16 protein-coding genes are annotated in these 19,709 nt (G+C 68.6%); 7 read left to right on the forward strand and 9 right to left on the reverse strand.

Features of this window, described 5'->3' with window-relative positions; translation table 11 throughout:
* Positions 1 to 117 precede the first annotated feature (117 nt).
* Positions 118 to 2,286, forward strand: a complete 2,169-nt coding sequence (locus tag ACZ6B8_RS20480) for a S9 family peptidase (protein ID WP_471608083.1) — start codon at positions 118 to 120, stop codon at positions 2,284 to 2,286.
* 19 nt (positions 2,287 to 2,305) lie between these two features.
* Here the strand turns inward: ACZ6B8_RS20480 and ACZ6B8_RS20485 are convergent, their stop codons facing one another.
* The 5 genes from ACZ6B8_RS20485 to ACZ6B8_RS20505 form a co-directional block, all read right to left on the reverse strand.
* A complete protein-coding gene (locus tag ACZ6B8_RS20485) occupies positions 2,306 to 3,379 on the reverse strand; it encodes an ABC transporter ATP-binding protein (RefSeq protein WP_471079915.1) in 1,074 nt (357 codons plus the stop codon).
* A 97-nt stretch (positions 3,380 to 3,476) separates the two neighbouring features.
* A complete protein-coding gene (locus ACZ6B8_RS20490; protein ID WP_471078995.1) occupies positions 3,477 to 4,523 on the reverse strand; it encodes an ABC transporter ATP-binding protein in 1,047 nt (348 codons plus the stop codon).
* Positions 4,524 to 4,529: 6 nt separating this feature from the next.
* The gene (locus tag ACZ6B8_RS20495; RefSeq protein ID WP_471078992.1) at positions 4,530 to 5,507 is read right to left on the reverse strand and encodes an ABC transporter permease; all 978 of its coding nucleotides are present in this window, start codon (positions 5,505 to 5,507) and stop codon (positions 4,530 to 4,532) included.
* Positions 5,500 to 6,423, reverse strand: coding sequence for an ABC transporter permease (locus tag ACZ6B8_RS20500; protein WP_471078989.1), 924 nt, complete (start codon positions 6,421 to 6,423; stop codon positions 5,500 to 5,502). Before ACZ6B8_RS20500 ends, ACZ6B8_RS20495 begins: the two co-directional genes overlap by 8 nt.
* A gap of 72 nt (positions 6,424 to 6,495) precedes the next feature.
* On the reverse strand, positions 6,496 to 8,127 hold the full coding sequence (locus tag ACZ6B8_RS20505) for a peptide ABC transporter substrate-binding protein (protein WP_471608084.1): 1,632 nt from the start codon (positions 8,125 to 8,127) through the stop codon (positions 6,496 to 6,498).
* 417 nt (positions 8,128 to 8,544) lie between these two features.
* Here ACZ6B8_RS20505 and ACZ6B8_RS20510 point away from each other — a divergent pair, with 417 nt between their 5' ends.
* The 6 genes from ACZ6B8_RS20510 (at position 8,545) to ACZ6B8_RS20535 (ending at position 15,427) form a co-directional block, all read left to right on the forward strand.
* On the forward strand, positions 8,545 to 9,570 hold the full coding sequence (locus ACZ6B8_RS20510) for an ABC transporter permease (protein ID WP_471608085.1): 1,026 nt from the start codon (positions 8,545 to 8,547) through the stop codon (positions 9,568 to 9,570).
* A gap of 87 nt (positions 9,571 to 9,657) precedes the next feature.
* A complete protein-coding gene (locus ACZ6B8_RS20515) occupies positions 9,658 to 11,442 on the forward strand; it encodes an ABC transporter substrate-binding protein (protein WP_471608086.1) in 1,785 nt (594 codons plus the stop codon).
* 91 nt (positions 11,443 to 11,533) lie between these two features.
* Complete coding sequence (locus ACZ6B8_RS20520; RefSeq protein WP_471078977.1) at positions 11,534 to 12,514, forward strand: ABC transporter permease; 981 nt, start codon at positions 11,534 to 11,536, stop codon at positions 12,512 to 12,514.
* Between the two features lie 20 nt (positions 12,515 to 12,534).
* Positions 12,535 to 13,563 (forward strand): ABC transporter ATP-binding protein, encoded by a 1,029-nt coding sequence (locus tag ACZ6B8_RS20525; RefSeq protein ID WP_471608087.1) that lies wholly within the window; start codon positions 12,535 to 12,537, stop codon positions 13,561 to 13,563.
* Between the two features lie 26 nt (positions 13,564 to 13,589).
* A complete protein-coding gene (locus ACZ6B8_RS20530) occupies positions 13,590 to 14,624 on the forward strand; it encodes an ABC transporter ATP-binding protein (protein ID WP_471608088.1) in 1,035 nt (344 codons plus the stop codon).
* 218 nt (positions 14,625 to 14,842) lie between these two features.
* On the forward strand, positions 14,843 to 15,427 hold the full coding sequence (locus ACZ6B8_RS20535) for a Uma2 family endonuclease (protein ID WP_471608089.1): 585 nt from the start codon (positions 14,843 to 14,845) through the stop codon (positions 15,425 to 15,427).
* 107 nt (positions 15,428 to 15,534) lie between these two features.
* Here the strand turns inward: ACZ6B8_RS20535 and ACZ6B8_RS20540 are convergent, their stop codons facing one another.
* From ACZ6B8_RS20540 to ACZ6B8_RS20555, 4 genes are read right to left on the reverse strand one after another with little or no spacing between them, the layout of a single operon-like run.
* Entirely contained in the window at positions 15,535 to 16,710 is a 1,176-nt protein-coding gene (locus tag ACZ6B8_RS20540) for an ABC transporter ATP-binding protein (protein ID WP_471078965.1), read from the reverse strand.
* Positions 16,703 to 17,758, reverse strand: a complete 1,056-nt coding sequence (locus ACZ6B8_RS20545; RefSeq protein WP_471078962.1) for an ABC transporter ATP-binding protein — start codon at positions 17,756 to 17,758, stop codon at positions 16,703 to 16,705. The genes ACZ6B8_RS20540 and ACZ6B8_RS20545 overlap by 8 nt, the downstream gene beginning before the upstream one ends.
* 11 nt (positions 17,759 to 17,769) lie before the next feature.
* On the reverse strand, positions 17,770 to 18,738 hold the full coding sequence (locus ACZ6B8_RS20550; RefSeq protein ID WP_471078959.1) for an ABC transporter permease: 969 nt from the start codon (positions 18,736 to 18,738) through the stop codon (positions 17,770 to 17,772).
* Positions 18,731 to 19,657: an ABC transporter permease gene (locus tag ACZ6B8_RS20555; RefSeq protein WP_471078956.1), complete on the reverse strand. Its 927-nt coding sequence runs from the start codon at positions 19,655 to 19,657 to the stop codon at positions 18,731 to 18,733. Before ACZ6B8_RS20555 ends, ACZ6B8_RS20550 begins: the two co-directional genes overlap by 8 nt.
* Between the last annotated feature and the right edge of the window lie 52 nt (positions 19,658 to 19,709).

Here is a 19,709-nt window from a genome sequence, read left to right on the forward strand (position 1 = left end):
CAGTGCGGACGCCAGCAGGTTCATACCCACCAAGCGCTACGGATCATAACTATCCGTGTGGACGCATGACTCGGAGCACGGCAGCACAGGGGGGCGCATGCGCCCTAGGCTCGGAGGATGACCACCGAGATCCCCGGAATTCCCAGGCCCGACGAGAGCCCGGCACAGCGGCTCTCCTTCCCGCGTCAGCACGCCCGGACCCAGCGTTTCACCCTCGGCGCGCCGCGCGCGTTCACTCCGGCGCCGGACGGCTCGCGCGTCGCGTTTCTCCGTTCGTCCTCGAGCGTCGATCGAGTCGGCCGCCTGTGGGTCCTGGACGTGGCGGACGGCGGCACCGAGCGCGTGGTGGCCGATCCGCACCTGCTGCTGGGCGACGCGGACGAGCAGTTGTCCGCCGAGGAGCGCGCACGGCGCGAACGCAGCCGTGAGGGCGGCGCGGGCATCGTCGGCTACGCGACGGACGCGGCGGTGGAGCTGGCGGCGTTCGCGCTCTCCGGCCGCCTCTTCACGGCCGAGCTGCGGGCGGGCACCGCGGGCGAACTGCCCGTCCCCGGCCCGGTGATCGACCCGCGGCCCTCGCCGGACGGCCGGCACATCGCGTACGTGGCGCGCGGCGCCCTGCGCGTGACGGGTGCCGACGGCACGGTCGACCGGGCCCTCGCGGAGCCGGAGACGGGCCAGGAGGAGACCGTCACCTACGGTCTGGCGGAATTCATCGCGGCCGAGGAGATGGCCCGTTCACGGGGCTTCTGGTGGTCTCCGGAGTCCGACCGGCTGCTGGTCGCGCGGGTGGACGACGCCCCGGTGCAGCGGTGGTGGATCGCGGACCCCGCGCACCCGGACCGCGTGCCCCAGCAGGTCGCGTATCCGGCGGCGGGCACGCCCAACGCGGACGTGCGCCTCTTCGTGCTCGGCCTGGACGGCTCGCGCACCGAGGTGGTCTGGGACCGGGCGCGCTTCCCCTATCTCGCGCGGGTGCACTGGTCGACGGACGGCGCGCCGCTGCTGCTCGTGCAGTCCCGCGACCAGGGCAGCCAGCTGTACCTCGCGGTGGATCCGGACGACGGGTCGACGCGGATGGTGCACGCGGAGGAGGACCCGGACTGGCTGGAACTCTTTCCCGGTTCCCCGTGCTGGTCGCCCAGCGGCAAGATGGTGCGGATCGCGGACGAGGCCGGCGCGCGCGTCCTGGCCTGGGGCGAACGGCCGCTGACCGGGCCGCAGTTGCATGTGCGCGCGGTGCTCGACGTGACCGAGCAGGATGTCCTGATCTCGGCGTCGGCGGGTGCGGCGGCGGCCGACCCGGAGACCGGCGAGATCCATGTGTACCGCGTCAACGAACTGGGTGTGGAGCGCGTCTCGCAGGAGCCGGGCGTGCACTCGGCGGTGCGCGCGGGCGGCCTCACCGTCCTGGTGTCGGCCACCCTGGACCGTCCCGGCTCGCAGGTCCAGGTGGTGCGCGAGGGCAAGCAGGTGGCCACCGTCACCTCACACGCCCAGCGCCCGGGGCTCACGCCGCGCGTGACGCTCACGGAAGGGGGCACACACAGGATTCCGTGCGCCGTCCTGCTCCCCACGGATTACAAGGAGGCGGACGGGCCGCTCCCGGTACTGCTCGATCCGTACGGCGGTCCGCACGGTCAGCGCGTCCAGCGTGCGCACAACATCTTCCTCACCTCCCAGTGGTTCGCCGACCAGGGGTTCGCGGTGCTCGTCGCGGACGGCCGCGGCACCCCCGGCCGCTCCCCCGGCTGGGAGAAGTCGATCAAGAACGATGTCACCCTGACGCTCGACGACCAGGTCGAGGCGCTGCACGCGCTCGCCGAAACGTTCCCCTTCGACCTGGAGCGGGTGGCGATCCGCGGCTGGTCCTACGGCGGCTTCCTGGCCGGCATGGCCGCGCTGCGCCGCCCCGACGTGTTCCACGCGGCGGTGGTCGGCGCCCCGGTGACGGATCTGCGGCTCTACGACACGCACTACGAGGAGCGGTACCTGGGCGATCCGAACCGCTCCCCGCAGACGTACCGCCACAACTCCCTGATCTGGGACGACGGTCTCGTGGAGGCCGCCGAGCCGCACCGCCCGATGCTGATCGTGCACGGCCTGGCCGACGACAACGTGGTGGTGGCGCACTCGCTGCGGCTCTCCTCCGCGCTGCTCGCCGCGGGCCGCCCGCACGAGGTCCTGCCGCTGTCCGGCGTCACCCACATGACCCCGCAGGAGCAGGTCGCGGAGAACCTGCTGCTGCTCCAGGTCGACTTCCTGAAGCGGTCGCTGGGGCTGTGACCGGGCGCGGGCCCGCGGGCTACGGCACGACCTGCTTCTCCTCCGCGAAGTGGCAGGCCGAGTCGTGTGCCGCGGGCCCGTCCTCGTAGCGGAACTCCGCGGGCACCGCGAGCGCCGGGACCTCCAGCGCGCACCGCTCCCGCGCCTTCCAGCAGCGGGTGCGGAAGCGGCAGCCCGAGGGCGGGTTGGCCGGGGACGGGACGTCGCCGGTGAGGATGATCCGCTCCCGGTGCTCGCGCGCGTCGGGGTCGGGGACCGGGACGGCGGAGAGCAGTGCCTGGGTGTAGGGGTGGGTGGGGTGTTCGTAGATCTCCTCGTCGGTGCCGATCTCGACGATCCGCCCCAGGTACATCACCCCGACCCGGTCGGAGATGTGCCGGACGATCGACAGGTCGTGCGCGATGAAGAGGTAGGACAGGTCGAACTCGTCCTGGAGCTTCTCCATCAGGTTGATGACCTGGGCCTGGACGGAGACGTCGAGCGCGGAGACGGGCTCGTCGGCGACGATGACCTCGGGGCGCAGCGCGAGGCCGCGGGCGATGCCGATCCGCTGGCGCTGACCGCCGGAGAACTGGTGCGGATAGCGGTTGATGTACTCGGGGTTGAGCCCCACCACGTCCAGGAGGTCCTGGACCTTCTGGCGGCGCGAACCCTTCGGGGCCACCTCGGGGTGGATCTCGTACGGCTCGCCGATGATGTCGCCGACCGTCATCCGGGGGTTCAGGGACGTGTAGGGGTCCTGGAACACCATCTGGATGTTGCGGCGCACCGCCTTCAGCGCGCGCCCGGACAACTTGGTGACGTCCTCGCCCTTGTAGCGGATCTCGCCGGCGGTCGGCCGCTCCAGGTTGACGAGCATCTTGGCGACCGTGGACTTGCCGCAGCCGGACTCCCCCACGATGCCCAGCGTCTCGCCCTGCCCCAGGTCGAAGTCGACGCCGTCCACGGCCTTGACCGCGCCGACCTGTTTGCGGATGACGATGCCCTGGGTCAGCGGGTAGTGCTTGACCAGGCCGCGGACCTGGAGGATCGGTTCGCGGCCGGACTCCGAGCCGTGCGCGGCGAAGTCCATCTCGCCGCGGGCCTTGTCCATCAGCTGCCGCGCGGTCTCGCCCTCGTCCTCCAGATCCTTCCTGCTGATGTGCTCTCTCCTGCCGACGTGCTCCTTCTTGCCGACGTGCGCGCCGCCGTCACCGTGCCGCATCGAGCGTCTCCTTCCAGAAGTGGCAGGCGCTCCTGCGTTCGGCGGCCAGCCCCTCGTACGTCACTCTCGCGAGCGGCGGGTCGTCGCTCACGCAGATGTCCTGGGCCATCGGGCAGCGGGGGTGGAAGGGGCAGCCGGGCGGGATGTTCATGAGGTTCGGCGGCAGGCCCTTGATCGCGTAGAGGTCCTGGCCCTTCTGGTCCAGGCGCGGGATCGAGCGGAGCAGCCCGAGCGTGTACGGGTGGGCGGGCGCCCGGTAGATCTCGTGGACGGGGGCCCGTTCGACGATGCGGCCCGCGTACATCACGGCGATGGTGTCGGCGACGTCCGCGACCACCCCCAGGTCGTGGGTGATGAGGATCAGGCCCATGTTCATCTCGCGCTGCAACTCCGCGAGCAGGTCCATCACCTGGGCCTGGACGGTGACGTCGAGAGCGGTGGTGGGCTCGTCGGCGATGATCAGCGAGGGTTCCAGCGCCATCGCCATGGCGATCATGATGCGCTGGCGCATGCCGCCGCTGAACTGGTGCGGGTACTGCCCGACGCGCTCCTTGGCCGCGGGGATGCGCACCCGGTCCATCAGCTCGACCGCCTTGGCCTTGGCGTCCTTGCGGGACAGGCCCTGATGGACGACGTACATCTCGCCGAGCTGGTCGCCGACGCTGAGCACCGGGTTGAGCGAGGAGAGCGCGTCCTGGAAGATCATCGCCATCCCGGCGCCGCGGACCTTGCGCCGCTCGTCCTCCTTCAGCTTCAGCAGGTCCTGGCCGCGGAAGAGGATCTCGCCCTTGGTGATCTTTCCGGGCGGGGTGTCGAGGATGCCCATGACGGCCTGCGCGGTCACGGACTTGCCGGAGCCGGACTCGCCGAGCACGGCGAGCGTCTCGCCCGCGGCGACGCTGTAGTCCACGCCGTTGACGGCCTTGGCGACGCCGTCCCGGGTGCGGAACTCCACGTGCAGGTCGCGCACGTCGAGCAGCTTGGCCGCCTGCGGCTCCCCGGGGGCGGGTGCCTTCGATGCCACGGTTGCCATGGGCGCCTACCTCAGCTTCGGGTCGAGGGCGTCGCGCACCGCGTCGCCGAGCATGATGAACGCGAGCACGGTGATCGCGAGCGCCCCGGCGGGCCAGAGCAGCATGTGCGGGGCGTTGCGGATGTACTGGGAGGCGGCCGAGATGTCGATGCCCCAGCTGACGGTCGGCGGCTTCAGGCCGACGCCGAGGTAGGAGAGGGTCGCCTCCAGGGCGATGTAGGTGCCGAGCGCGATGGTGGCGACCACGATCACCGGGGCGACGGCGTTCGGGGTGATGTGGCGCAGCAGCATCCGGGAGTTGGAGGCGCCGAGCGCCCGCGCCGCCTGCACGTAGTCGTTCTGTTTGGCGGTGATGACGGAGCCGCGCGCGATGCGGGAGATCTGCGGCCAGCCGAGCAGCACCATGAAGCCGACCACCGGCCAGACCGTGGAGCTGGTGACCACCGACAGGAGCACCAGGCCGCCGAGGACGACGGGGATGGCGAAGAAGATGTCGGTGATGCGGGAGAGGATCGCGTCCCAGGTCCCGCCGAAGAACCCGGCGAGCCCGCCGAGCACGCTGCCGATGAGCGCGACGCCGAGGGTGGCGCAGACGCCGACGGTGACCGAGACCCGGGTGCCGTAGACGACGCGGGTGTAGACGTCGCAGCCCTGTTCGTTGAAGCCGAAGGGGTGGCCGGGGGCCGAGCTCTTCTGGGCGTTGGCGAGGTCGCAGTCCAGCGGGTTGCGGGAGGCGATGAGCGAGGGCCACAGCGAGATGACGACGAGGAAGAGGATGATCAGGCCCGAGACGATGAAGATCGGGTTGCGCCGCAGGTCCCGCCAGGCGTCCGACCACAGGCTGCGGGCCGGTGCCGAGGGGCCGCCGCCCTCGGGTCCGCCCGGCGTCTTCTCCAGCGTCGTCGCCTCGCTGGTGGCGAGGTCCATCGCGCCGCCCATGCCGGTCGCGGCGATGGCGCGCTCGGGCTGCTGAGGTTCAGGCATAGCGGATCCTCGGGTCGAGTACGGCGTACAGGAGGTCGACGATGAGGTTGGCCACCAGGAAGACCAGGACGAGGACGGTCACGAAGCCGACGACGGTCTGGGTGCTCTGGCGGAGGATCCCCTGGTAGAGCTGGAAGCCGACGCCGTGGATGTTGAAGATCCGCTCGGTGACGATCGCGCCGCCCATCAGCGCGCCCACGTCGGTGCCGATGAAGGTGACCACCGGGATGAGCGAGTTGCGCAGCAGGTGCCGGACGATGACGCGGCGCCGGGGCAGGCCCTTGGCGACGGCGGTGCGGACGTAGTCGGCGCGCCGGTTCTCCGCGATGGAGGTGCGGGTCAGCCGGGTCACGTACGCCAGCGAGACCGAGGCGAGGACGAGCCCGGGGATGAGGAGTTCGTTGAAGGGGGCCTCGCTGGAGACGGAGGGTTTGATGGTGCCCCACTCGACGCCGAGCAGCAGTTGCAGGACCAGGCCGGTGACGAAGGTGGGGATGGAGATCACGACGAGCGTGAGCAGCAGCACCACGGTGTCGACCGGCCGCCCGCGCCGCAGCCCGGTCAGCACGCCCAGCGTGATGCCGATGACGATCTCGAAGACGATGGCGACGAGGGTGAGCCGGATGGTGACCGGGAAGGCGTCCGACATCAGCTCGGTGACCTTCTGGCCGTTGAAGGCGGTGCCGAAGTCGCCGGTGAAGACGTTGCCCATGTACGTCAGGTACTGCTGCCACACCGGCTTATCGAGGCCGAACTCCTTCTTCAGCTGGGTGGCCGTGGCGGGGTCGCACTTGCGGTCGCCGCACAGGCCCGCGACGGGGTCGCCCATCACGTTCACCATCAGGAAGATCAGCAGAGTGGCGCCGAAGAAGACCGGGATCATCTGCAGCAGACGCCGGATCACATAACGTCCCATGGGGGCTCCGGAAATCGGAGGAAGCGGCCGCCGGGCGCCCTCGCGGGGCCCCGGACGACCGCTCCCGGCGTCTCAGTTGACCTTGATCTCGTTGTAGACGGGCACGCTGAACTGGTTCAGCGAGACGTCGGAGACCTTGTCCGAGTAGCCGGCGCTGCCGTTCTGGTACCAGAGCGGGATGGCGGGCATCTTCTGGGCGAGGATCTTCTCGGCGTCCTGGAACTTCGACACGGCCTTGCCGGTGTCGGTCTCGGCGTTGGCCTCGTTGACGAGCTTGTCGAACTTCTCGTCGGAGAACTTGCCGTCGTTGGACGGGGCGTCGGTGAAGTAGACCGGCTCCAGGAAGTTCTGGATCAGCGGGTAGTCCATCTGCCAGCCCGCCCGCCAGGCCCCGTCGAGCTCCTGCTTGGAGGCCTTGCTGCGGAAGTCCGCGAAGGTGCCGACGGGGCTGGCGACGCAGGCCTTGTCCTTGCCGAGCGCCTTGTTGATGGAGTTGCAGACCGCGTCGACCCACTCCTTGTGCGAGCCGGTGTCCGCGTTGTACGAGATCTTCAGGGTGCCGCCGGGGATGCCGCCGCCGTCCTCGACCATCTTCCTGGCCTTCGCGGCGTCGTACGTACAGGCGTCGCCGCAGAGCCCGTCCTGGTAGCCGCCGTCCTTGCCGAGCACCGGCGAGGTCCAGTCGGTGGCGGGGGTACGGGTCTTCTGGAAGATCGTCTCGGTGATCTGCTTGCGGTTGATCGCCATGGACAGGCCCTGGCGGACCTTCTCCATGCCCGGCTTGGTCCACTTGCTGTCGTAGAAGGGGAAGGCCAGGGTCTGGATGATGCCGGCGGGGGTGTTGATGTAGCGGTCGCCCAGGTCGTTCTTGGCGTTCTTGAGCTGCGAGGCGGGGACGTCGTCGACGAGGTCGAGGTTGCCGGCCATCAGGTCGGTGTAGGCGGTGTTGTTGTCGGTGTAGACCTTCATGTCCACACCGCCGTTCTTCGCCTTGTCCGGGCCGGGGTACTTGTCCCACTTGCGCAGGGACATCTTGGAGCCCTTGGTGTACGAGTCCACGGTGTACGGGCCGTTGCCGACGGGCTTGGAGAGCCAGGCGTCGTGGTCGTCGTAGAACGCCTTGGGCAGCGGCGCGAAGGCCGGGTAGCCGAGGGTGTCGGGCCAGGTGGAGAACTTCTGGCCGAGCTTGACGGTGAAGGTCGCGTCGTCGACGACCTTGAGCCCGGAGAGGGTCTTCGCGCTCGGCTCGCCCTTCTCGGGGTGGACCTTGTCGTAGCCGTCGATGTAGCCGAAGAAGTAGGCGTTCTTCTGGTTGTTCTTCAGGTTCGCGCCGTAGTTCCAGGCGTCCACGAAGGACTTGGCGGTGATCTTCTCGCCGTCGCTGAACGTCCAGTCCTTCTTGATCTTGACCGTGAAGTTCTGCGCGTCCTTGGTGTCGATGGACTCGGCGATCATGTTCTTGGCCTCGCCGGTCTTCGGGTCGTACCGCTTGAGACCCCGGAAGAGCATGTCGAGGATCTTGCCGCCCTGGACCTCGTTGGTGTTGGCCGGCTCCAGCGGGTTCTGCGGGTCGCCCCAGGAGGAGCCCACGATGCCGGTGCCGTCACCGCCACCACCGCCGCTCCCCCCGCCACCACAGGCCGTCGCCGCGAGAGCGACCGCCACCGCGCATGCGGCCCACTTGGCGTGCGTGGCTCCACGCATGGAGTCCTCCAGTCCCGTGCTTGTTCCTGCGTCCCGGCTCTCTGCGCCGTCGTCCGCCACGGCGGGCCGACGTACGTACCGCCAAATATCGCCGCAAGCTGCATGAACCGCACATTTACGCCACCCGTATGTGTCCGAGCCCATCCGGATGTACGCATTCCGAGACGCTCGCGCCCGCATATCGGACTCATTGCCCGCCTTGCCCCGTGGCGCCCCACCTTGTCCATCACGCTTGATTACGCGAAGGCAATGTCATGCCCATGTTTTCCTCAAGTCTTGCTCAAGGATCCCAAGAGCGGCCCAAAGGGCCTGACGATTCATTGACCGCGTGGGAAACGCCTTGCGAAAGTCGCGGCTAGCCCCGTAGGTGCTGGTTGTCCTGCGGATTCCTGATGACCCCTCCGGGCCTGGAGCGCCATGACCTCGCCAACTCCCGCCGCTGCCGCCACGCTTGAAGTGACGGACAAGACCGACGGCATTCCTCCCTCGCCCAAGGACCGGGGCAGCAAGGGCCGTTCGCCGGGGCGGCTCGCCTGGACGCGGTTCAAGCGGGACAAGTCCGGCGTCATCGCGGCGGGTGTCGTGATCTTCTTCTTCGTCGTGGCGCTGTGTGCGCCGCTGATCTCGAAGATCTACGGCAAGGACCCGTACACGACGTACGGCGTGAACGACCCGAGCCTGTTCAACGAGTTCAGCTATCCGATCAAGCCGAACGGCGGCATGGACGGCGAGTTCTGGTTCGGCATCGAGCCCCAGCTGGGCCGGGACGTGCTGACCTTCCTGCTGTACGGCATGCGCAACTCGCTGCTGATCGCCGGGGCGACGACGATCCTGGTGACGCTCATCGGCATCACGGTCGGCATCACGGCCGGCTATCTCGGCGGCAAGACCGACTACTTCATCGGCCGGGTCATCGACATCCTCCTGGCCTTCCCCTCGACGCTCTTCTTCATCGCCTTCTGGCCCGTGATGATCTCCGTGGTGGTCGCCCCCGAGGACAAGACGCCGACCTGGCTGACGGTCACCAGCCTGATCGCGGTGATGACGGCCTTCGGCTGGGCGTCCATCGCCCGGCTGCTGCGCGGCGAGGTGCTGGCCCTGCGCGAGCGGGAGTTCGTGGAGGCGGCCAAGGTGACCGGCGCCTCACCGGCCCGGATCATCTTCAAGGAACTGCTCCCCAACCTGTGGACGCCGATCCTCATCCAGGCCACCCTCGCACTGCCCATGTTCGTGACCGCGGAGGCCGGACTCGCCTTCCTGGGCGTGGGACTTCAGGAGCCCACTCCCGACTGGGGCGTGATGATCCAGCGCGCCTCCGAGGTGTACGAGCAGGACATCACGTACATGGCCTTCCCGGGCATCGCGATGGTGATCTTCGTCGTCGCCTTCAACCTCCTCGGTGACTCCGTGCGCGACGCGCTGGACCCGAAGACCAAACGCTGACACTCCCCCGCGCCCGGCACCTGCGACGGGGCAGTGCCCGGCCGCTCCTTCCGCTCCTCTACTTCGACAATCAGGGTTGGTAGCCACATGTCTCTCTCCCGCAGAAACTTCGTCATCGCCACATCGGTCGCGGCGGGCGGCTCGATGGTCCTGTCCGCCTGCAGCAGCGGCGGCTCGGGCGACGGCGGCTCCGGGAACCACGGTGGCGCCACCGAGTACACCGGCGCCTCCGTCAAGATCGGCACCGCCGACGACTCCAAGGGACCCGCTCCCGAGGCTCCCGGCGCGAAGAAGGGCGGCACGATCTACGGCGTCGCCGAGGACGACGTGTCGCACATGGACCCGCAGCGCATCTACTTCGCGTACAACTCCTCGGTGGCCAACCTCTTCGCGCGTGCCCTCACCGGCTACTACGTCGACGACAAGGGCCACATGACCCTGGTCGGCGACCTGGCCACCGACGCCGGCAAGGCGTCGGACGGCAACAAGACCTGGACGTTCACGCTGAAGGACGGCCTGAAGTGGCAGGACGGCAGCGAGCTGACCGTCGAGGACGTGCGGCACGGCTTCGAGCGCTCCTGGGCCTCGTTCATCACCGAGGGCGCCGCGTACGTGCAGATGGCGCTGACCGGCAAGGGCTCCAAGTGGCGTGAGGGGTACAAGGGCCCGTACGGCGGTGACCACCTCGACTCGATCACCATCGACAAGGCGAAGAAGACCATCACCTTCAAGCTGAAGGAAGCCCGCCCGGACTTCAACTTCACGCTGGCGATGACCTCGTACTCGCCCGTGCCCGTCAAGCACGACACCAAGGAGAAGTACGACAAGGCCCCCTTCTCCTGCGGTCCCTACATCGTCAAGCACCGCTCCATCGACAAGGCGATGACGCTGACGCGCAACAAGCACTGGGACCCGAAGACCGACCCGATCCGCAACGCCTACCCGGACAGCTTCGAGTTCGAGTTCGGGCCGACGGGCCTTGACTCCTGTGACCGCTTCATAGCGGACCAGGGCAAGGACAAGCAGATGATCGCGCTCTACGAGAACATCCCGGCCGAGCGCATGCAGAAGGTGCTCACCAACCCGGAGGTCAAGAAGCGGTCCTTCAACGGCCTCTCCTCCGGCACGTACTACTACGCCATCAACTGCAAGCGCATCACCGACGTCGAGGTCCGCAAGGCCCTCAACGTCGCCTGGCCGCTGGAGCAGATCCGCCGGATCTACGGCGGCGAGTCGGCGGGCGACCTGGCGACCACCATCCTCAGCCCCGACATCATCGGCCGCGAGAAGTTCGACGTCTTCGGCAAGCTGAAGAAGCCGGCCGGCGACCCGGAGCGGGCCAAGGCGATCCTGAAGAAGGCCGGCAAGCTCGGCCAGAAGATCGTCTACGCCTTCCCGCAGCGCCCCACGTACGACAAGACCAAGGTCGTCATCGAGAACGCGCTGAAGGCCGCGGGCTTCGACCCGGTCATCAAGCCGCTCAACTCGACGGACTACTACGACCAGGCGCAGCGCATCGACAACAAGTTCGACGTCATGTGGTTCGGCTGGTCCCCGGACTGGCCGACCGCCTACACCCTGATCCAGCCGCTCTTCGACGGTGACGCGATCGGTGACGGCCAGAACAACATCTCGCAGACCGACATCGGCTGGATCAACGAGGCGATCAAGAAGAACGCGGTCATCTCGGACCAGAAGGAGGCCGGCAAGGCCTGGGCCGAGCTCGACAAGAAGATCATGACCGAGGTCGTGCCGATCATCCCGGAGACCTACCAGCGCCGCTTCTACCTGCATGGCTCCAAGGTCGGTGGCGCGCAGCACGACCCGCAGTTCGCCGCGACGCTGATCTACAAGACGTACGTCAAGGCCTGACGAGCGGCCCCAGTGGCGGGGCGGCCCCTCCGCACGGAGGACCGCCCCGCCCCCTCCTCACCCACGGCATCCGTCAGGAAACCCAACTGCCATGCTCCGCTTCCTCCTTCGCCGCATCGTCGGTGGCGCGGTGATCCTGCTGATCATCAGCGTTCTCGTCTTCGTACTCTTCTACGCCGCTCCGCGCGACCCGGCCCGGCTGGCCTGCGGCAAGGTCTGCTCGCCCGAGACCCTGGACCTGGTGCGGCACAACCTGGGGATCGCCGATCCGCTGCCGGTGCAGTACTGGCACTGGTTCGAGGGCCTGTTCGTGGGCCGTGACTACGCCAGCTTCGGCAACTGCCCCGCGCCGTGCCTCGGTTACTCCTTCCGCAACCGTGAGCCGGTGCTCGGCACCATCCTGGACCGCTTCCCCACCACCGTCTCCCTCTCGCTGGGCGCGGCCTTCGTCTTCGTCATCTTCGGTGTCGGCACCGGCATGCTGGCCGCCGTCAAGCAGGGCAAGATGGTCGACAAGATCGCCTCCTCCGCCTCGCTGATCGCCTCCTCGCTGCAGATCTACGTCGTCGGCGTGTTCGCCGTGTACCTCTTCACGTACCAGCTGCAGTGGATGGACCGGCCCCAGTACACGCCGCTCACCGAGGAGCCCGGCACCTGGTTCTCCGGACTGCTGATCCCCTGGCTCGTCCTCTCGCTGATCTTCACCGCGAACTACACCCGGATGACGCGCTCCCAGCTGGTCGAGACACTCAGCGAGGACTACGTCCGCACGGCCCGCGCCAAGGGCCTCTCCAGCCGCGCGGTCTTCTTCCGGTTCGCCTGGCGGGGCGCGATGGGGCCGATCGTCACGATCTTCGGCCTCGACCTGGGTGTGCTCCTCGGCGGCGCGATCATCACCGAGAAGACCTTCGCGCTGCACGGCATCGGCGACCTGTCGGTCCGCGCGGTCAACACCAGCGACCTGCCGATGCTGCTCGGTGTCGTCCTGGTCGCCGCCACGGCGATCGTCGTCTTCAACATCATCGTCGACGCCCTGTACGCGCTGATCGACCCGCGCGTACGGCTCGCCTAGGGCTCAGGGAGAGAGATCTGATGAGCGCCACCCCCTTCCTGTCCGTACGCGATCTGCGCGTCCACTTCTCCACCGAGGACGGCATGGTCAAGGCCGTCGACGGCCTCGACTTCGAGCTGGAGAAGGGCAAGACCCTCGGCATCGTGGGCGAGTCCGGGTCCGGCAAGTCCGTCACCAACCTCGCCATCCTGGGCCTGCACCACAAGGACAGCACCGCCATCGACGGCGAGATCCTGCTGGACGGCCAGGAGCTGCTCACCGCCACCGAGCGAGAGCTGGAGCGGCTCCGCGGCAACAAGATGGCGATGATCTTCCAGGACGCGCTCGCCTCGCTGTCGCCGTACCACACCATCGGCCGGCAGATCGGCGAGACGTTCCGCAAGCACACCGGGGCCTCCAAGAAGGAGGCCAGGGACCGCTCGATCGAGATGCTGACGAAGGTCGGGATCCCGCAGCCGGACCTGCGCGTGGACGACTACCCGCACCAGTTCTCCGGCGGCATGCGCCAGCGCGCGATGATCGCGATGTCGCTGGTGTGCAACCCTGCGCTGCTGATCGCCGACGAGCCGACCACGGCGCTCGACGTGACGGTCCAGGCGCAGATCATGGACCTCCTGAAGGACCTCCAGCAGGAGTTCGGCACGGCGATCATCTTCATCACCCACGACCTGGGCGTGATCGCCGACATCGCGGACGACGTCCTGGTGATGTACGGCGGTCGGTGTGTGGAGCGCGGCACCAAGAAGGAGGTGCTGCGGGCGCCGCAGCACCCGTACACCTGGGGCCTGCTGGGCTCGATGCCGTCGCTCGAAGGACCGGTCGACGTGCCGCTCTCGCCCATCCCGGGTACGCCGCCCAGCCTGCTGAACCCGCCCTCCGGGTGCCGCTTCCACCCGCGGTGCGCGTTCACCGAGCAGGTCGGGGGCGACCGCTGCTCCGGCGAGCAGCCGCTCCTCGAACTGGCCGACGGCCGGGGCGCCGCGTGTCACCTCACGGCGGAGCAGCGGACGGAGTTCTTCGCGGACTTCGCCACGACGCGCACCGACTGACGTACAAGAGACTGGACTTGACCACTATGAGCGACAGCACTCCCCTCCTGGACGTCAGCGGGCTGACCAAGCACTTCCCGATCATGGGCGGCTTCCCGTTCAAGCGCAGGATCGGCGCCGTGCGGGCGGTGGACGGCCTGGACTTCACGGTCTCCCAGGGCGAGAGCGTGGGCCTGGTCGGCGAGTCCGGCTGCGGCAAGTCGACGACGGGCCGCCTGATCACGCGCCTTCTGGAGCCCACCGACGGCAAGATCTCCTACCGCGGCCAGGACATCTCGCACGCCTCGCGCAAGGAGCTGGCGCCGGTCCGCTCGGAGATCCAGATGATCTTCCAGGACCCGTACGCGTCGCTGAACCCGCGCCAGACGGTCGGCAAGATCATCTCGGGTCCGATGGAGGTCAACGACATCAACCCGGCGGGCGGCCGGGAGGCCCGGGTCCGCGAGCTCCTGGAGACCGTCGGCCTCAACCCCGAGCACTACAACCGCTTCCCGCACGAGTTCTCCGGCGGCCAGCGCCAGCGCATCGGGGTGGCCCGCGCGCTCGCCCTCGAACCGAAGCTGATCGTGGCGGACGAGCCGGTCTCGGCGCTCGACGTGTCGATCCAGGCGCAGGTGGTGAACCTGCTCCAGCAGCTCCAGAAGGACCTCGGGATCGCGTTCCTGTTCATCGCCCACGACCTGGCGGTGGTACGGCACTTCTCGCAGCGGGTCGCCGTGATGTACCTGGGCCGGATCGTGGAGATCGCCGACCGCGAGAGCCTGTACGGGAACCCGCGCCACCCCTACACGAAGGCGCTCCTGTCGGCGGTGCCCGAGGCGACCCCGGAGGACGTCCCGCGCCGGGAGCGCATCCTGCTGACCGGTGACGTGCCCTCCCCCGTCAACCCGCCCTCCGGCTGCCGCTTCCGCACGCGCTGCTGGAAGGCGACGGACAAGTGCGCGACGGACACGCCGCCGCTGGTCCGGATCGACGGCAACCGCGAGGGGCACCTGACGGCGTGCCACTACCCCGAGGCGCCGGCGGAGCTCGCGGTGCCGGGGGCCCGTAAGTCGCTCTGACCGGAGCACCACGGATTCGCGGACCGGGGCCCCGGCCACCCCTCCGGACCGGGCCCCGCTCACCGGAACCGGCCCGCCCTCCCCCTTGACCCGAGCGGGGCGGAGCCGGTTCCGGGTGGGTCCCTGGGCAGGGGGCGGGCTGGCGGACGCCGTCGCCGCGGATCGGGCCGGGGCCCTCGCGCCCGGCTCTCCCGGGCCGACGTGACTACCCTGGCACCATGGACTACGCCAAGATGCGTGCGATCGCCGAGGAGCTCGGAGCCTACGCCGAGCGTCTCGAGGGAACCTGGCACGTGGAGATCGGGCCGTCGGGCCCGATACTGGCCATGATGTGCCCGTCCAAACGGCACGAAGGCACGGTCCGTCGCATCTGTAAGCAACTGGACAAGCAGCTCGCCACCACTCACCCGGGCTACATCTGCGCGAACGGTCCCGAGATCGAGCACCCCTCGATCGGTCGTATGCGCCGGCCCGACGCCCTCGTCATCCCCGAGGAAGTGCTCGACGAAGAGGGTCTCGCCGTCGACGCCACCCAGGTGCTGGCCGTCATCGAGATCGTGTCCCCGTCCAATCCCAGCAACGACTACGGAGCGAAGCTCTCCGAGTATCCGGCCATGGGCATCGCCCATTACCTGATCGTCGACCCTCGCACCGGGACGGTCGAAGTGCACTCCGAACCCTGTGCGGACCGCTACCGGTCCAAAGCGCCGTACATCTTCGGGGACGTCGTGCCGTTCGGACCCTGGACCGTGGAGACCGCGGCCTTCCGGCGCTACGAAGAACCGCGGGCCCACGTGCCCTGAGGGGCGCTCCCGAGCCTCGCCCCTCGCCCGTCAGCAGAAAACGCCTGTGCTCCGTGAACGCGTACGTTCACGGAGCACAGGCGTTCACGCGCGGATCCGCGCGGACGTCACGCCGCGTGCACGACGTCCTTCTCCTCCGCGAAGTGGCACGCCGACTCGTGTGCCGCCGGGGTGTCCTTGCCCTTGAACCGCTCGGGGACCGCGAGCAGCGGGATCTCCTTCGCGCACTTGTCCTCCGCCTTCCAGCAGCGGGTGCGGAAGCGGCAGCCCGAGGGCGGGTTGGCCGGGGACGGGACGTCGCCGGTCAGGATGATGCGCTCGCGGCCCTCACGGGCCTCGGGGTCCGGGACCGGCACCGCGGAGAGCAGCGCCTGGGTGTACGGGTGCGTCGGGTGGTCGTAGATCTGCTCGTCCGAGCCGATCTCCGCCATCTTCCCGAGGTACATCACGCCCACCCGGTCCGAGATGTGCCGGACGATCGACAGGTCGTGCGCGATGAAGAGGTAGGAGAGGTTGAACTCGTCCTGGAGCTTCTCCATCAGGTTGATGACCTGGGCCTGGACGGAGACGTCCAGGGCCGAGACCGGCTCGTCGCAGATGATGATCTCGGGGTTCAGGGCCAGGCCGCGGGCGATGCCGATGCGCTGGCGCTGACCGCCGGAGAACTGGTGCGGGTAGCGGTTGATGTACTCGGGGTTGAGGCCGACGACGTCCAGGAGGTCCTGGACCTTCTGGCGGCGCGAACCCTTCGGGGCCACCTCGGGGTGGATCTCGAAGGGCTCCCCGATGATGTCGCCGACCGTCATCCGGGGGTTCAGGGACGTGTAGGGGTCCTGGAACACCATCTGGATGTTGCGGCGCACCGCCTTCAACGCGCGCCCGGACAACTTGGTGATGTCCTGGCCCTTGTAGAAGACCTCGCCGGCCGTGGCCCGCTCCAGGGTCATCAGGAGCTTGGCGACCGTGGACTTGCCGCAGCCGGACTCGCCCACGATGCCCAGCGTCTCGCCCTGGTACAGGTCGAAGGAGATGCCGTCGACCGCCTTGACCGCGCCGATCTGCTTCTTGATCAGGATTCCCTGCGTGAGCGGGAAGTGCTTGACCAGGTTGCGGACCTGCAGGATCGGCTCGCCGCGCTCCACCGGCGCCTCGATGGCCGCGACGGCCTCCTCGGCGGTGGCCGCGTCGACCGTCTCGACGTCGGAGACGTTCGGGGTGGCGTCGGCGGGCTCGTCCGTCTTCGAGACCTTGGAGAGCTTCGAAGCCTTCGTCGGCTCAGCCATGGATCGTCTCCTTCCAGAAGTGGCACGCGCTGCCGCGGCCGGGCAGCTCCGCGCCGTCCCGCTCGGTGACCTGCATGAGCGGCGGGACCTCCGTGCGGCAGATGTCCTGCGCCTTGGGGCAGCGCGGATTGAACGCGCAACCGCCGGGGATCTTGAGCAGGTTGGGCGGCAGGCCCTTGATCGCGTAGAGCTCGTGGCCCTTCTGGTCCAGGCGCGGGATCGAGTCGAGCAGACCCCGGGTGTACGGGTGCGCCGGGCGCTTGTAGAGCTCGTGCACCGGAGCCGTCTCGACGATCCGGCCCGCGTACATGACCGCGATCTTGTCCGCGACGTCGGCGACCACGCCGAGGTCGTGGGTGATCAGGATCAGCCCCATGTTGTACTCGCGCTGCAGCTCCGCCAGCAGGTCCATGACCTGCGCCTGGACCGTCACGTCGAGCGCCGTGGTGGGCTCGTCCGCGATGATCAGGTCGGGCTCCAGGGCGAGCGCCATCGCGATCATGATGCGCTGGCGCATACCGCCGGAGAACTGGTGCGGGTAGTCGTTCACCCGCTCCTTGGCGGCCGGGATCTTCACCCGGTCCATCAGCTCGATCGCCTTGGCCTGGGCGGCCTTGCGGCCGAGGCCCTGGTGGACGCGGAACATCTCGCCCAGCTGGTAGCCGACGCTGAGCACCGGGTTCAGCGAGCTCAGCGCGTCCTGGAAGATCATCGCGATCTTGCGGCCGCGGATCTTCCTGCGCTGCTCCGCGGACATCTTGAGCATGTCCTCGCCCCGGAAGAGCACCTCTCCCTGAGGGATGCGCCCCGGAGGCATGTCGAGGATGCCCATGATGGCCTGCGCCGTCACGGACTTGCCGGACCCGGACTCGCCGAGCACCGCCAGCGTCTCGCCGGCGGACACCGTGTAGTTGACGCCGTTGACGGCCTTGGCCACGCCCTCGCGGGTGTGGAACTCGACGTGCAGGTCGCGGACTTCGAGCAGCGGCCCGGTGTCGCCCGCGTCGCGCGGGGCAGGGACGTCGGCCGATTTCTCAATGGTGGTCACGTACGCCTCCCTCAGCGCAATTTGGGATCGAGGGCGTCGCGCACCGCGTCGCCGAGCATGATGAAGGCCAGAACCGTCAGGCTGAGCATGCCGGCCGGGAAGAACAGCGTGTACGGGTTGTTGCGGAGCTCCTTGGAGGCGTCCGAGATGTCGCTGCCCCAGGAGATCGCGTCGTCCGAGAGACCCATGCCGAGGAAGGAGAGGGTCGCCTCGGCCGTGATGTAGCCGCCGAGCGCGATCGTCGCGACGACGATCACCGGAGCGGCCGCGTTCGGCAGGATGTGCCGGAACAGGATCCTCCGGGTGCCCGCGCCCAGCGCCTTGGCCGCCACCACGTAGTCGGACTGCTTGGTGGTGATGACCGCGCCGCGCATGACGCGGGTGATCTGCGTCCAGCCGAGCAGGGTCAGGGCGCCCACCACGGTCCACACCGAGCGGTCCGTCACGGAGTTCAGCACGACCATCGTGCCGAGCAGGAACGGGATGCCGAAGAAGACGTCGGTCAGACGCGAGATGACCGCGTCCCAGAAACCGCCGAAGTAGCCCGCGAGCATGCCGAAGATGGAGCCGATGACGGTCACGGCCAGCGTGACGCAGACGCCGACGGTGACGGAGTTGCGGGCCCCGTACATCACTCGCGCGTAGATGGAGCGGCCCTGCCGGTCGTAGCCGAACCAGTCGTCCTGGAAGAGGTGGCTGTAGCTCGGCTTCTGCAGGAAGTGGTTGCGCAGATCGCCCTTGGTCGGGTCGGCGCCGGTGAAGAGCCCCGGCCACAGCGAGACCGCGATGATCAGCAGGATGAGCAGCCCCGAGACCACGAAGAACGGGTTGCGGCGCAGATCCCGCCAGGCGTCCCCGGCAAGCGAGCGGGGCTTGCCCGGAGCGGGGCTCGCGAGGTCCGTGGGGGCCGTACCCGCGGGCGGCGCCGCCTCGGTCACGGCGAGCGGGTTGGTGGTCTTGGTGACGTCAGCATCAGGCATAACGGATCCTCGGGTCCAGGACCGCGTAAAGCAGGTCGACGATCAGGCTCGCGGCCAGGTAGACGAGCACGAGGATGGTCACGGTGCCGACGATGACCTGGCCCTCGCGGCGGGCGAGCGCGTCGAAGAGGGTGTTGCCGACGCCCGGCACATTGAAGATGCCCTCGGTGACGACGGCGCCGCCCATCAGGGTCCCGATGTCGGTGCCGAGGAAGGTCACCACCGGGATCAGCGAGTTGCGCAGCAGGTGGCGCGTCATGATCCGGCTCTTCGGCAGCCCCTTGGCCACCGCCGTGCGGATGTAGTCGGCGCTCAGGTTCTCCGCGATGCTCGTGCGGGTCAGCCGGGCGACGTAGGCGAGTGACAACGACCCGAGCACGGCTGCCGGAAGGATGAGCTGGGTGGGATCGGTGGCGTCCTGGACCGTGGGTGAGACCCACTCCAGTTGCAGTCCGAAGACCGTCTGGAAGACGAAGCCGAGCACGAAGACCGGCACCGAGATGACCAGCAGCGTGAAGACGAGGATCGAGGTGTCCACGACGCGGCCGCGGCGCACGCCCGCGAGCATGCCGAGGCCGATGCCGAGAACGAGCTCGATGACGAAGGCGATCAGCGCGAGACGCACGGTGACCGGGAAGGCCTGTCCGAGAATGTCACTGACGGGCCTGCCGCCCATGTTGGTGCCGAGGTCGCCGGTCAGCAGGTCCTTCATGTAGTGGAGGTACTGCTGCCACAGCGGAAGGTCGAGGCCGCGCTGGTGACGGATGGCCGCCATCTGCGTAGGGTCCGGCGGCTTGTCACCCCACAGCGCCCGCACGGGGTCGCCGGGGAGCACGTTGACCATGAAGAAAATGAGAAGAGTGGTCCCGATGAAGACCGGGATCATCTGGAGCAGTCGCCGCGCGACATAGCGCCCCATGGGTGCCTCCGTCCTGAGCGGAGCTGCCCGCGGGGGCGGCCGAGATCGTCGG

The organism is Streptomyces sp. NPDC041122, assembly GCF_055592445.1.